The sequence below is a fragment of the Pirellulaceae bacterium genome (assembly GCA_029243025.1).
Taxonomy (GTDB): Bacteria; Planctomycetota; Planctomycetia; order Pirellulales; family Pirellulaceae.
Genome location: JAQWSU010000002.1, coordinates 112,036 through 125,825, shown reverse-complemented (window position 1 = coordinate 125,825; position 13,790 = coordinate 112,036). Strand labels below are relative to the sequence as shown.

Genomic DNA, 13,790 nt, shown 5'->3' with positions numbered 1-13,790 from the left:
ATCCTTCTGGCCCCAGGCAAGAGCCGAAGAAAGCTTCATCAATTTCCTTAGTTTTGTCCTCCAGCACTCACAGTGCCCGGCCCGTAAGCTCGCATACCGTGCTCGGAGATATCCAGACCGATTTCTTCATCCGTCGCCGAAACTCTCAAGAAGCCAATCGCTTTGAGCACAGCAAACAGGATAAACATCGTAGAAAACGCCCACAGTGGAATCACGAGTGATCCAAGCACTTGAATTCCCAAAGCGTAATCGCCAAAGATACCAGTTGCGATACCGCCCCAAATCCCGGCCAACCCGTGGACAGGGAATGCTCCGACTGGATCGTCGATCTTAAGCTTCTCGAGCAACAGGACGCCAAACAAGACAACAGCACCGGCCACACCACCGATCGCGATGGCTTCAAGGTTTGTCACGCTGTCACAGTTAGCCGTGATACCGACTAAACCGCCGAGTGCCCCGTTGAGCCCCATTGTCAAGTCAGGCTTGCCGTAGATCAGCCATGCGATCAGCATGCAGACGATTCCACCGGCAGCAGGAGCAAGCGTCGTGTTAGTGGCAATCATGACAACAGCCTCAATATCTGCAACAGACGAAAAAGCCAACTGACTACCAGGATTAAAGCCGTACCACCCCACCCACAAAATAAATACTCCGAGAGCAGCAAACGTCAAATTGTGTCCAGGAATCGGATTCGACTTTCCGTCAACAAATCTTCCTAAACGCGGCCCCAAAACAATGGCTCCTGCCAACCCAGCGAAACCACCCACCGCGTGCACGACGATCGAACCAGCAAAATCATAGAACCCAAGCTGATCGAGCCAACCACCACCCCATTTCCAATATCCGCTGATAGGATAAATCAAACCGGTCAAGAATGCACTATAAATGAGATAAGATCCAAATTTCATCCGTCCGGCAACGGCGCCAGAGACGATGGTCGCTGCAGTTGCAGCAAAAGCAACCTGGAAGAGGAAATCAACCTGCGGCAGCAAAACTCCAGGGCCCGGCTCTCCATCGAAAGCACTGATCATCGGCGCTCCAAAGTTGATGTACTTGTTGTCACCCTCTTCATAGCCGGGGTACATCAGTCCGTATCCAACGAAAAAGAAGAGCAACACTCCGACACAAAGATCCATCAGGTTCTTACAGAGAATATTCACCGTACTCTTCGCCGTGTTCAGACCGGCTTCGAGCATCCCGAATCCGGCCTGCATGAACAAGACCAGGACAGCACAAATAAAGAGAGCAAAGTTGTCGAAAGCAAAAGCCAATACCGACGCTGATTCGGCCGGTGCTTCTGGCTTCGTGGCTTCTGCTGGGGGGGTCGCTTCAGTCGCGGTAGCCTCCTTCGTCGCGGTAGCCTCCTCCTGAGCCAGCGAAACCGATCCGACTGTCCCGATCATTAGTCCAAATACCGCCGCAAGCAGCAAGCTTTTCCGAAATAGTATCGCGTGGTCAAACATAATCGTCTTGCCTTGTGAGAAGGATAGTCATATCTCGAGCCAATGAGGCTCACCCAGAAAACTGATCGAAACGGGCCCGGAATCAATGCAGTTCCGATGGGCAGCAATGCAAGCGTCGTGCCAGAATGCCGAACGGAGACGACTTTTCGCCACAAGAGAAGACTTAAACGTCTATCCGGTAGGCATTTATAAAACCAACATCAACCATCGAACTGCCGAGGGCTGAAAAGGGCTGCACAAGGATGCGGCACCGATAGCCGCGCCACCTAGCAAGGACTATCCTGATGGCAAAGAGAGGTCGAGACGCGAACGGATTGGGAAAACCAAAGAGAAAAGTCGCAGGCTCCCCCCCAAAAAAAAGGGCCGCGTCCGAGAACGCGACCCTTTCGAAATCAACTCTTTAAGTCAGCTCACACTAGTAGGTAGCGATGACGTCGACACCGAAGATCGAGGTGTTGACATCGCCATTGTTCATAGCGGCTTTGCTTGAAGGAGCCCAGTTATCTCGAATTTCAGGTCGGATAACCAAGTTCGAGTGGGGTCGGAAGTTGACACCGAATGTGGCTTCGTACAACGAGACCATGCTTTCGCCTGCTACGTTTGGATTGTACTTCCACCATTCAACTCGAGCACCTGCGGCCAGGCAATCGTTGATGGTGTAGAACAAGTACTGGTTGATGCCGTAGCTAAGCTGGCCAGTGCTGTTGACGTCCAGGTAATCAGTCTGGAAGACGTAGTTCAGTCGGTCGGTCAGCGTTGCATCCAGAACCACGCTATGGCTGTAGCCGTCGTCGCCGAGGAAGCCGAAGTCGCCGATCGTGGTGATGTAGGTCAAGCTCAGGTCGTCTGTTAGCGATGCACTGAAACCACCAAGGAAGTTGCTTCCGCCGTCATTCACGTCGAAACCAGTGTCCCAACCAGCAGTCCAACCACCGTAGACCTCGAGGTTGTCGCTCACCGAGTAGGTAGCGAGAGCACCCGTGTGGGTGAACGGTTCGCTGTTGTACATGGTGTAGGAGTGGCTGTAGAAGAAGTTATCGGGAGCCGGAACTACTTCATATCCAACCAGGGTGAAGAAGTGACCGAACTTGATGCTCAGATCGCCTTTTTCGAGTACGCCGTATAATTGCGGGATAGCGAAGGCATAACGACCGTGGTCGAAGCCATTCTGAAAATCCCATTCGCCTGGATCGTTACCAAACGCCTGAGTATCGTAGCCATCGGTACCGTACATCATGTCGGCGCGGAAACCCCAGTCCCAGCAGCATTCGCCATGAGCTTCTTTTTCGATCCAAGCCCATTGCTGTGCAAGGTTAATATCACCGGGAAGATTGTTGAACAAACCAGTGGAACGTTGCGTGTATCCAAACTGCGTCCAGCCACCAACCGACCATGGCGAGCCATCGCAGAAGAGATAGCTTGAGATCGAGAACGCCTCACCCAGGCAGCACCAATCGCAAGTGCTACAACCGCATCCGGTGCTGCAGCAACCGCTGTCGCATCCCGTATCGCAACAGCTGCCTCCGACCGCAGCCGATGCAGCGTGCGGTTCGGAGTGCGATTCAGCGTGCTCCTGATTGCCTTCTGCTTGCTCCGAGATGCTCACTGGAGGAGGAACATCACTCGGCGAAGATTCTTCTTGCAAGTAGCGATTGTAGTCAAAACCGGCCGGCTGCACAGAAAACGGCTGACGCAACTCTTGCGCCATCGCGTCGCCCATGAACAGGCACCCAGTCATTGCCCAGGCGCAGGCCCATGTAGATAGTCTCATGATTCTTTTCTCCAAATCCGTGGAAACTAGCGAGAAACGACGCGAGTCAGTGCGCCGTGGAGGGTCTCAACGTTGCGGTTAAAAACAAAAATATTGAGAGAAAATGCCTCGGTCGAATTCGCCGTACATTTTTCTCCTGAGTGGATCTATCGGTTTCACATTCCAGCCAGATTCAGCTCAACATCATCAAGAACTGGTGTTTCTTTTGGCCAACTGTTAAGCTTTGCTGAATACGTTCACAATTCCTAAGCGAACGTTGAAAGATGCCGGTTTGGTAGAGTTTATCGAATACGTTGAGCTACTGGATCACGCAGTATCTACGGCGGCGCGAGTCGTCAAACTGCCCTCAAATCGATTCGACTAACCATTCACGAAGCTAACGGCAAAGCCAAACCTCTTCTGCATTGCAGCCAAAACAAAGAAAGTCGCCCTGTCTTCGATCCCCAAGACCGAATCGTCTCGGTCGACCAGAACAAACAGCTGGCTCGCACAGAAGGGACATCGGCAAGATTTAAACTCAGACAGCCAGCATTCGAGAAAACGATCGGCCTCAATCATTGGTTCAAACCAATATCAAACCGATTAGACATCTGTAACATGTGGAGATCCTGAAACATGTGGAGATCACCGCGTGTGGAGATCACCGCGTGTGGAGATCATGAAGGCTTGCAATGCAGAGTGCAGATCGGGCGATTTGACTCCCAACCGCTCGTTACCCGGCCCATGTTTGCAAAATAAAGAGGAAATTGGCAAAGGCCAGCATTCGTTCGAACAGTTCTCAGCGCCTTCTGTCCCTTGGATTTGCTCCGGAGCGGCGAGCGAGCGATCCGCCTTTGCCGTTCAACTCAATTGCTGCCGCGGTCGCAGCCATCTGGAACTGACTATCGACCGGTATAAGCGGTGGATCCATTACGACTATTTCTTCCGTTAAACCTTTCCCAGCCGTTACAGCTTCTGGTGAAACTTTGACGATTAGGTGGTTTTTCTGGGTTTTACACCGGTGAGGAGCGCCTCTCCATGGGAGCCGTATCGCGACTTCGAGTGGAAGCCAACCCGGTCAAACGGACAGAGGAACGGATGAGGAGCAAGGATCTTTAGTCCGTCGCGAACAGCGCATCCACGAACTCTTGGGGGCTAAAGACAGCCAAATCACTGGCCTGCTCACCCACGCCGATGTACTTCACGGGAATTTCGAACTGCTGCCGAATCGGAATCACCACCCCTCCCTTGGCGGTACCATCCAGTTTGGCGAGTACGATGCCGGTACAGTGAACGGCATCGGAAAAGCCCTTGGCTTGGCTCAGACCGTTTTGCCCGGCCGTCGCATCCAAAACGAGAATCACTTCGTGTGGCGCTTCAGGAATCAGTTTCTCGATCACACGTCGAATCTTCGACAACTCTTCCATCAGGTTGGACTGCGTCTGCAAACGTCCCGCGGTGTCGATAATACAAGTGTCTGCATTTGTTTCGAGAGCTCGAGCCACGGCCCGATGAGCAACGCTCGCTGGATCACCTCCGGACTGTCCTTTGACAATGTCTGCCCCAAGTCGTTCGGACCAGATCGTCAATTGTTCCACAGCAGCAGCGCGAAAAGTGTCGCCCGCGCCCAAAACAACTTGATCACCTCGCTCGACACACATCTGCGTTAGCTTTGCAATCGAAGTCGTCTTGCCCGATCCGTTAACTCCGACGACCAAGATGACCGTGGGACCCTTGGCGGCCGTCGCCAGGGGAGATTGTTCTTGAGCCATGTATTCGAGCAGCTTCGCCTTGACGCGGTCCAAGACTTCGTTCATTTGGACAATTCGCCCACGAAACTCTTGTTGGACAGAATCGCGAATTTCTCGCGAGGGCCCCGCCCCCATATCAGTTCGAACCAGCAGTGCATACAGCCGGTCAAGAAGTTCATCATCAACCAGCTGCCCCTCCTGCTTAAAAAGATCTCGGATATCCGTATTCAGCAAATCCGAGGTTCGCTTCAAGCCACGACGAAATCGGGAAAACAATCCCCCGGTCTTCTCAGCCTGAGCCGTTTCGGCCAGATCTTGTGTTGGGGGTGTATCAGTCTTTTTCCCAAAACGATCGAATAAACCCATGACACTCTCTCAATCGACATAAACACGAGGCAGATATTCCCACAGTTTACGGCGCAACAGTCACGGAGACGAGACCATTCGAAACGAAGCCCACCCCCTCGCTATTCGAATCAAGCGTCCGATTCTTGATCTCGAAGCTTAAGCACGCCGTCCAAAATACCGTTGACGAATTGAGCGGAGTTCTTCGATCCGAAGCGTTTCGCCAATTCGACGGCTTCATTAATCGCAACGCGTCCGGGGGTTTCGGAATAGAGAATTTCAAAGGCAGCCATCCGCAGAATGTTTCGATCGGTCGCCGCCATTCTCTGCAGGCTCCAATTGTCCGCCTGAGAGACCAACAATATATCCAGTTCGGGCCGATTTCTCCGCGTTCCAGACACGAGTGATTGTCCGAATTCAACCAGCTCCTTGTTGTGATTCAGTCGCGAGCGCAAAAAGTCATCGGATGCGCTCATGCTGTGACTGGGGTTCAAATCATCCTGGTAGAGGACCTGCAGGGCAACTTCACGTGCGCGACTTCGTCGGGGCATTCGGTCACTCAAGGTTAGTTGAGGGTGGGTAAGGCGTTACTCACCTGTCCAGAGCAACCGCTCCGACCGGCAGCAACACCGTCAGCTTCGTTCGCTGCAAATTATACGATTCGAGCTGAATCGGCCAACCGACTCAGGCCAGATTCCCACAATTAGGAGTGGAATCAACGGCGGTTCCCCGGCCGAACAAGCTGCGTTTTTGATGCGACAAACATCAACAACGCCAGTTCAATCTGCGGAGCTTTCGTGTTTCGCAGTCGGCATCTGCCGCATCAGATCGGCCATTTCCAGGGCGGCAACGGCACATTCATGTCCTTTATTCCCGACCCGACCCCCACTCCGATTGATCGCCTGTTCCAGCGAATTGCAGGTCAACACACCAAAAAGCGTTGGCACGCCCGAACGTAAGGCAATTTGCCCCAATGAATGGCTGACTTGCTGGTTGATGTACCGGTCGTGGGTGGTTTCACCACGAATCACCGCGGCGAGACAGATTACGGCCGCAAAATCCCCACTGTCCGCCAAACGCCCGGCCACCAAAGCGACTTCCCAAGCTCCAGGCACCCAAGCAACCGAAATCAAATCGTCCGGAATTTGATGCTCTTGCAGAGCTTCGAGTGCTCCTTTCAACAAGTTGGACGTAATTGATTCGTTGTATCGAGCAACAACGATCGCCACCGCCCCCTTCGTCTCACCCGGTTGACCTTCCAAATGACGTGGCACGAAAAACATTCCTTATGTCAAATTCATACTCATCAAAAACTCCGCATTCGATTGAGTCTTCCCTAATCTGGAGACCAATAGCTCCATGGCTTCAGGTGAACTCATGTCGTTGAGCACACGTCTCAGAACGACCACTCGCCGATACTCCTCAGGATCCATCAGCATTTCTTCTCGACGAGTTCCACTGCGATTGATATCGATCGCCGGCCAAATACGTTTGTCGACCAGCTTGTGGTCGAGTACGATTTCCAGATTTCCGGTGCCTTTGAATTCCTCAAAGATAACCTCGTCCATCTTGCTTCCCGTGTCGATCAGAGCGGTCGCTAAAATGGTCAACGAACCCCCTTCTTCGACTTTTCGGGCTGAGCCAAAAAACCGCTTTGGTCTTTGCATGGCATTCGCATCGAGTCCACCGGAAAGAATTTTCCCAGACTGAGGACATTCCGAGTTCCAAGCGCGAGCCAGTCGGGTAATTGAATCGAGAAAAATCACAACATCGTGGCCGAATTCGACGAGCCTCTTTGCTTTTTCCAAAACCATTTCGGAAACCTGCAGATGCCGAGACGGCGGTTCGTCAAAGGTAGAACTGATCACCTCACAATTCTCTCCTTTGACCTCTCGCTCCATATCCGTGACTTCTTCAGGCCGTTCATCAATTAACAGCATGATCACGTGGGTCTCCGGAAAATTCTCCAGCACGGCTTTCGCCATCTTCTGCATCAGGATCGTTTTCCCGGCGCGCGGCGGACTCACGATCAATCCACGCTGACCGAACCCGATCGGCACAATCATGTCGACGACTCTTCCCTCAATGTCCTCGTGACTCGTTTCCATCGAGATACGTTGATCCGGATGAAGAGGCGTCAAGTCATCGAAGGAGACCTTATCGGCCATCAGGTTGGGATCTTGGTAATTAATTGCTTCGACACGCAACAAGGCAAAGTAACGTTCGTTTTCCTTGGGTGGACGAATTTGTCCCGCGACGGTTGCACCCGTCTTCAATCCAAAACGCCGAATCTGACTTGGCGAAACATAGATATCGTCGGGGCACGAGAGATAGTGGTAGTCGGGGCTCCGGAGGAAACCGAATCCGTCAGGGAGGATCTCCAAGGTGCCTTCACCATACATCAGACCGTTCATTTTCACGCGTTCTTTCAGAATGCGAAAAATGAGGTCTTGCTTCTTTAAGCCAGAGACTTCATTCACCTTCTCACGCCGGGCCTCCTCAATCAACTGCGACATGCTCATCTTCTGGAGCTCCGCAATGTGAATTTCCCCCTGCTTCACCTTCTCATAGCGGTCATGGGGTTCCCGTGAAATCGCCCCGCCTTCCTCAACAATTTCTTCGGCGAGCGACAAAGGTTCCTGGTCTTCGAGGATTTCCTCGTGCGACTTATCGTTCGATGCGGCACCAGACGATTTACTCTTTGGCAATACATCTTTGCCAAAGTCCGACGAATTCCGTCGTCTTCCGCGATGCGTTCCGGATTTCCCCGAAGACGCGCGACTGCTCTTGGTATCAGACATTGAAGCGATTGCCTCACATTGAAAGGCGAGTGATCACGACGCGTGAAAAGCGACGAAGGAAGGAATGGTTCTCGTTTAGGGGTCAGCAGAGTTGACTTGTGAAGACAAGATTGCCCACAGGTTTCGAACCTGCTCGCAAGTCTCCTCAAGCCGACCGCAATTGTCAATGATTGTGTCGGCCTTTTGACGCTTGTCCGCCAAAGGAATCTGTGCCCGCTCGCGGGCCTCAAACTGAGTATCAGTCCAGCCGCGATCCAAAACGCGTTGAAGCCGAATTGATGCCGGAACGTCAACAAATACGAGGTGATCACAAAATTCATCCCACCCCGCCTTGATCATCAAGGCCGCGTCTAGCACGACTCCCTTGAGATTCCGCTCTCGAGCGAACTCGATAGCTGCTAACAAGCGAGCCTTGATCGCCGGGTGAGTGTTTTGCTCCAGGAATTCTAATTCTTGTTTCTTTCCATCCCCTTGATTGAACACAATCCGTGCCACAGAGCTTCGGTCAATTTCACCATCTGCGTCAAGAATTTGATCGCCCCAGCGAACGCGTAAGGCGGCCTTGACCTCCGGTTGCTTCAAAACTTCGTGCCCAACCGCGTCCCCGTCGAGACGCGTGAGGCCGATTTGCTCAAAGCATCTGGCAACCTGCGTCTTTCCGCTGGCAACTCCGCCAATGACGCCGATGGTAAGCATCGAATCCTCACAGGGGGTTAATCATGCAGGCAAACAAAGGAGTGAAAAATTAAAAAGTACGTATTTACAAGTGCGGATGTCTGGCTGACAACCGAAAAATACCAGTCTTCCAGTCGATCGAAACCGACCAAGTGCCCCGGCTGAATTTGGATGGAGTTTGCCGAGAACCGCCTGGGATCAAAGAGGCGAAAACGATGTGAGTCGGCGGCCTTGAACCCATTCGTACAAACGGCCACCACTGTCTAATAACATAACCCCCCCTCTCCGGCGATGCCAGTCGCTTTCAGACGAGAGGCAAACTGTCCAGCGTTCATCCCAGAGTTCACAAATTGAGACTCAACCACCAACGAAAAGACACCGGTTAATCGGCACGGAAACGACAATTCTGATAACCGCTGCGAATCACCAAAGAATCACACCGATTGTGCTCGTTTCGTTGACACTGGAATCTACGCTAAGTACAATCTGCATATAGTCTTATCTGGAAAAACCTTGTTCATCATGTCCGCATTCGTCGGTTGGGAACAGAGACCACCTACCCGTGCGTAGGCCCCTGAACACAGGCAAAGCACCAGTTTTACCGACTCTAACCAGATTACTTACAACACCAGACAACAACCTTGCGACCCGCGCGAGATCGCCTGCGGTCGTACATGGCAACCTGGTCAAACGGAGATAACAAAGATGGCCCGTCGTGAAAGCCAAGGTCTGCAAATATCGCTGATCGTCTTTGTCATGCTGACTGTGATTCTTGCAGTCACCACTTACATTTTCTGGAATCGTTCGGAAACACTGGGACAAGAGTTGACGGAAACGAAATCTAAGAACGCACAACTTCAGAGCACCGCGCGTGACGCAAGCGACAACGCGACTGAATTGAAAATGTGGATCGGCCATTCGGCAGACACACCCAACGCGGAAATTAAGACGCAATATGACAAAGATATGCAAACCTTTGCAGGCGGGCTGATCGAAGTTGAGCGGACTTACAAGGAATTGCCGGCCCATCTGTTGAAAGCGCTCCAAGACCGCAATGAACAGATTCAGACGCTCAATGAACAAAACAACAAGCTGGCTGACGATCTGAAAACGAGCCAAACTCAATTGCAGACAGAGGTTGCTAACTGGAAACAGAAACAGGCCGAAACGGATGCCAATTTGAAGAAAACTCGTAATGAGTTCGCAGGTGAGCGAAACCGGTTGAACCAGGAAAAAACAACGATCGCAGGCCAGATCGACAAAACTCGAAATCAACTTACGAATCTACAAACCAAGACGACACAAGAAATTGAAAATCTCAATAAAGAGGTGACGAATCAACGCAGTATCATCCAGCGTCGAGACGAACAACTGGACGAATTCACAACGCTCTCGTTTGAGACACCGGACGGAAAAATCGAGTGGGTGAATCCCAAGACAGGCATTGTGTTCTTGAATCTCGGGTCCGACGACGGCTTGCGACCGCAAGTAACCTTCAGTGTATACGGAGTGGATGTAAACAATTTGGCCCAGGAAGAGCGGAAGGCAACGATTGAAGTCACACGTATTGTGAACGAGAATCTCTCGGAGGCTCGTATCACCGAGGACGATCCTGACAATCCCGTGCTGCCAGCGGATGTGGTTTACACCCCGCTATGGAACGCAAATAGCGCTATGCACTTCGCACTGGCCGGCGCGATGGACATCAACGACGACGGTCGAGATGATCGCGAAATCATCAAGCGTTTGATTCTCTTAAACAACGGCACGATCGATGCTGAAGAGCAGGGCGGCGAAATCAATGGCAAGATGACGCTTCGCACTCGTTACTTGATCAAGGGCGATGGCCCCAACGTGGGGGTAGATGGAGCCACTGACTCAGCCAGTCAAAACGCGTGGACAAAGATGCTCGACCAAGCGACTGAGCTGGGTGTCGAGCAAATTTCCTTCAACCGACTATTGGACTTCATCGGTTACGATGGCGAAAAACGCACCATCCCCTTGGGCCGTAAAATGCGAGCTGCTGATTTTGAAGGATCGGCCGAATCGAAAGAACCGTCAGGCAGCGTGTTTCGTCAGCGCAAACCGCTCAGTGGGCGTCAAGCCGTTCGGTAGCCACAAAGGGCCTGTTTCTCAGCAGGACCACTCGACAGGCCCGGATTCTGCCTGCATGACAACCGACTAGCCGGCATACTCCACCGGCATACTCCACCGGCATACTCTACCCCTTCTGACTCACCGAACTGGGTGACCAGCCAGCAAATGCGACAGCCCTGTCTTGATTTGCGAGTCGGAGATGACGAAAATCGAGTTAGTCACGACCCAAAAAGAGGATTCGTCAATGGACTCACCCACCCCCACCCCAGTCATGTCGGCAAAACAGGTACTCGATCGGGAGTATCTTGAAATTCGCGCCAAACTCCTGGAAATCGCTGCATCACTTGATCGGATTGATCGTGGTCCTGGCCGCGTCGACGAAGAGCCCCGCCTCCAACAATTTCGCGACGCGTTGACGATGATTTTAAATTCCAGCGACGAGCGGGCCGAGCAACTCCAATTGATTTTCTCCCGCACCTACGAACCGGATTGGCGCCAGACCTTTCAGTTACCATCCAACTAGACGTCTAAATCCACCCTCTGTCAGTTTGGGATCCAACTCCATGTATTACTTTGATCCTCATATTCATATGGTTTCTCGAACAACCGACGACTACGAAAACCTAGCCAAGATGGGTTGCGTCGGTATGAGCGAGCCCGCATTTTGGGCTGGTTTCGACCGCGGTAGTGCAGAAAGTTTTGCAGATTACTTTCGGCAATTGACCGAATTCGAACCCACACGAGCCTCGCAATACCGAGTGCAACACTACAGTTGGCTCTGCATCAACGCCAAGGAAGCCGAAAACGTAAAACTGTCACGAGAAGTTATTTCCATGATCCCCGAGTTTCTTGACAAACCCGGGGTCCTCGGAATTGGCGAAATCGGACTCAACAAAAACACAAAAAACGAAGCAACCATCTTCCTGGATCATCTCGAGTTGGCTGCCGAATATCAGCAACAAATCCTGATTCATACTCCGCACCTTCAAGACAAGTATCAAGGCACGCGAATGATTCTGGATATGCTCTGTGATGACAAACGACTCGAGCACCATCGTGTGTTGGTCGACCACGTTGAGGAACACACCATTCGTGGCGTATTAGAAAACGGCTTTTGGGCAGGGATGACGCTATATCCTGTTAGCAAATGCACCCCCGCCCGTGCGGCGGACATGGTGGAACGATATGGACCCGAGCGTCTCATGGTCAATTCCGCTGGTGACTGGGGTCCCTCAAAACCCACCGCGGTTCCCGACTTCATTTTGGAAATGCGTCGTCGGGGTCACCCGGAAAGCCTCATTCGAAAAATCGTTTACGAGAACCCGCTCGAATTCTTCCGACAGAGCGAGGGTTTTGAATTTACGCCACCGGAGGTGTCGTTACCCGCCGGCCACTGATCGCTCGTCCCACTGCACGAGCATCTCAAATCCCGAACTGCCGTAATACGATATCGAATACGTCCGTGTCGGCCAGCGGTGCCTCCACAAAAACTCCTCGCTGCGATGACAAGAGTACACCGCACTGTGCCTCATGATGGGCGGGTGCTCCATGAGACCCCCGTACAAGTGTTGCATCCAATGGAGTTTCCATCGTGGCCCGATCAAGGTGCATCTCTACTGGGTCGTAGCCTGGCTTGCGATGAATGTCGACCGTACGGGCGTAGCTTGGCGCTTTTTGATCATCCTCCCACCAGTAATAGGCCTGCCAACTTGACTTGGAAGAAATAAGGACAATCTCCCCTGAACGCTCGTGATCAAGACCATACTTGGCTCGTTCCTCGCCTATCAGCACCTCATCAATCCCATCCTGGCCTCGAAAACAGTCAACCACCTTTGCCAGGTCTGCCGGATCATCGATAAACACATGTCCGACTTGATGATCCACCAAGACCCAAGCCCGACTCGATTCAAAGTCAAGCTGTTCTCCGGAACCGTCAGGTTTAACCGCCAACAAACCGGCAGCGCGCAACAGACGATTGGGGTAGGTGACATGATTTACAGGAACAATCGCATATTCACTCGCTACTAACCAAAGCAATTGATTTCCGGCCAGAGCTGCGGAATATTCAGCGACCATTCGGCCAATCACTTCGTCCAACTCGGCACACGCCTTCAGCGCTTTCGGGCTGTCCGGCCCCGTCTTCTGCGCCGCATAATCGAGGTGTGGCAGATACACAAAGGCAAAACGGGGCTTGTATCGCCGCGCCGCCAAACAAACGGAATCCGCAATCCACGCCGAACTCTTTATGCTGGCGAGCGGTCCCCAAAAATTCTGCAAGGGAAAATGCCCAAACTCATCGCGGAGATCACCGTACAATTCGGTCGGCGTTGTGTAACACCAAAGCGATTCCGAGCCATCCGGATTATGAATCGGAGCTGGCATACAAACATAGTCAGCCTTTGAGCCCTTACTGAGCATTGGAAACCAGACGGCCGATGTTAGCTGTTCGTCATATTGGTGAAGAATATCCCAAATCTGGGGCTTTAAGATCTTTTCATTGTTCGCCGTCCACATTTCGACGCGGCGTTCGTCTCGCCAATAAAATCCGTTTGCCACAACGCCATGTTGGGACGGTAATTCACCTGTGAGCATATTTGCTTGTACGGGCCAAGTGACGGCAGGGGTACTGGGGGCGAGCGGTGCTCGATCACCGGCCACCGTCAAACGACTGAGATGAGGCATCCGGGACAGATCTTCCGCCCGTAAACCGGGAATCGACAGGACCACGACATGATCAGACACGTTTATTCCTTTCGAATCATCCAAACGTTACAGCAATTCGCATTTGGGATCTTGTTGCGATGGGATGCTGCGAAATTGGCAATTAACGTTGCGGTTGCCGCGTGCGGCTTGGCCCGCTACATTCAACTCAAACTGGGACTCTCGAATTCGGTATCAAACTCGCCTG

11 protein-coding genes are annotated in these 13,790 nt (G+C 52.3%); 3 read left to right on the top strand and 8 right to left on the bottom strand.

The annotated features are described in order from the left end of the window. Nucleotides 1-47 precede the first annotated feature (47 nt). The 7 genes from amt to coaE all read right to left on the bottom strand — a co-directional run bounded on the left by amt (nucleotide 48) and on the right by coaE (nucleotide 8,806). Entirely contained in the window at nucleotides 48-1,463 is a 1,416-nt protein-coding gene (gene amt / locus P8N76_00655; protein MDG2380159.1) for an ammonium transporter, read from the bottom strand. Between the two features lie 415 nt (nucleotides 1,464-1,878). After that, nucleotides 1,879-3,234, bottom strand: coding sequence for an outer membrane beta-barrel protein (locus P8N76_00650; GenBank protein MDG2380158.1), 1,356 nt, complete (start codon nucleotides 3,232-3,234; stop codon nucleotides 1,879-1,881). Nucleotides 3,235-4,328: 1,094 nt separating this feature from the next. Continuing rightward, entirely contained in the window at nucleotides 4,329-5,330 is a 1,002-nt protein-coding gene (gene ftsY / locus P8N76_00645; GenBank protein MDG2380157.1) for a signal recognition particle-docking protein FtsY, read from the bottom strand. Nucleotides 5,331-5,440: 110 nt separating this feature from the next. Next, complete coding sequence (gene nusB, locus P8N76_00640; protein MDG2380156.1) at nucleotides 5,441-5,860, bottom strand: transcription antitermination factor NusB; 420 nt, start codon at nucleotides 5,858-5,860, stop codon at nucleotides 5,441-5,443. A gap of 228 nt (nucleotides 5,861-6,088) precedes the next feature. Continuing rightward, entirely contained in the window at nucleotides 6,089-6,583 is a 495-nt protein-coding gene (ribH, locus tag P8N76_00635) for a 6,7-dimethyl-8-ribityllumazine synthase (GenBank protein MDG2380155.1), read from the bottom strand. A 12-nt stretch (nucleotides 6,584-6,595) separates the two neighbouring features. Further along, nucleotides 6,596-7,855, bottom strand: coding sequence for a transcription termination factor Rho (gene rho / locus P8N76_00630; GenBank protein ID MDG2380154.1), 1,260 nt, complete (start codon nucleotides 7,853-7,855; stop codon nucleotides 6,596-6,598). A 330-nt stretch (nucleotides 7,856-8,185) separates the two neighbouring features. Beyond that, entirely contained in the window at nucleotides 8,186-8,806 is a 621-nt protein-coding gene (gene coaE, locus P8N76_00625; GenBank protein MDG2380153.1) for a dephospho-CoA kinase, read from the bottom strand. Nucleotides 8,807-9,490: 684 nt separating this feature from the next. On the opposite strand from coaE, the gene P8N76_00620 reads away from it, so the two are divergent. The 3 genes from P8N76_00620 (at nucleotide 9,491) to P8N76_00610 (ending at nucleotide 12,279) form a co-directional block, all read left to right on the top strand. Beyond that, nucleotides 9,491-10,900, top strand: a complete 1,410-nt coding sequence (locus P8N76_00620; GenBank protein MDG2380152.1) for a hypothetical protein — start codon at nucleotides 9,491-9,493, stop codon at nucleotides 10,898-10,900. Between the two features lie 181 nt (nucleotides 10,901-11,081). Beyond that, entirely contained in the window at nucleotides 11,082-11,405 is a 324-nt protein-coding gene (locus tag P8N76_00615) for a hypothetical protein (GenBank protein MDG2380151.1), read from the top strand. A 40-nt stretch (nucleotides 11,406-11,445) separates the two neighbouring features. Next, nucleotides 11,446-12,279: a TatD family hydrolase gene (locus P8N76_00610; protein ID MDG2380150.1), complete on the top strand. Its 834-nt coding sequence runs from the start codon at nucleotides 11,446-11,448 to the stop codon at nucleotides 12,277-12,279. A gap of 25 nt (nucleotides 12,280-12,304) precedes the next feature. Here P8N76_00610 and P8N76_00605 read toward each other — a convergent pair whose 3' ends face one another. Next, entirely contained in the window at nucleotides 12,305-13,624 is a 1,320-nt protein-coding gene (locus P8N76_00605; GenBank protein ID MDG2380149.1) for an alkaline phosphatase family protein, read from the bottom strand. Between the last annotated feature and the right edge of the window lie 166 nt (nucleotides 13,625-13,790).

Coding starts and splice junctions, on each gene's coding strand:
- P8N76_00610 (MDG2380150.1), top strand. CDS start 11,446: ATGTATTACTTTGATCCTCATATTCATATGGTTTCTCGAACAACCGAC.
- P8N76_00650 (MDG2380158.1), bottom strand. CDS start 3,234: ATGAGACTATCTACATGGGCCTGCGCCTGGGCAATGACTGGGTGCCTG.
- ftsY (MDG2380157.1), bottom strand. CDS start 5,330: ATGGGTTTATTCGATCGTTTTGGGAAAAAGACTGATACACCCCCAACA.
- amt (MDG2380159.1), bottom strand. CDS start 1,463: ATGTTTGACCACGCGATACTATTTCGGAAAAGCTTGCTGCTTGCGGCG.
- nusB (MDG2380156.1), bottom strand. CDS start 5,860: ATGCCCCGACGAAGTCGCGCACGTGAAGTTGCCCTGCAGGTCCTCTAC.
- coaE (MDG2380153.1), bottom strand. CDS start 8,806: ATGCTTACCATCGGCGTCATTGGCGGAGTTGCCAGCGGAAAGACGCAG.
- P8N76_00615 (MDG2380151.1), top strand. CDS start 11,082: ATGACGAAAATCGAGTTAGTCACGACCCAAAAAGAGGATTCGTCAATG.
- P8N76_00620 (MDG2380152.1), top strand. CDS start 9,491: ATGGCCCGTCGTGAAAGCCAAGGTCTGCAAATATCGCTGATCGTCTTT.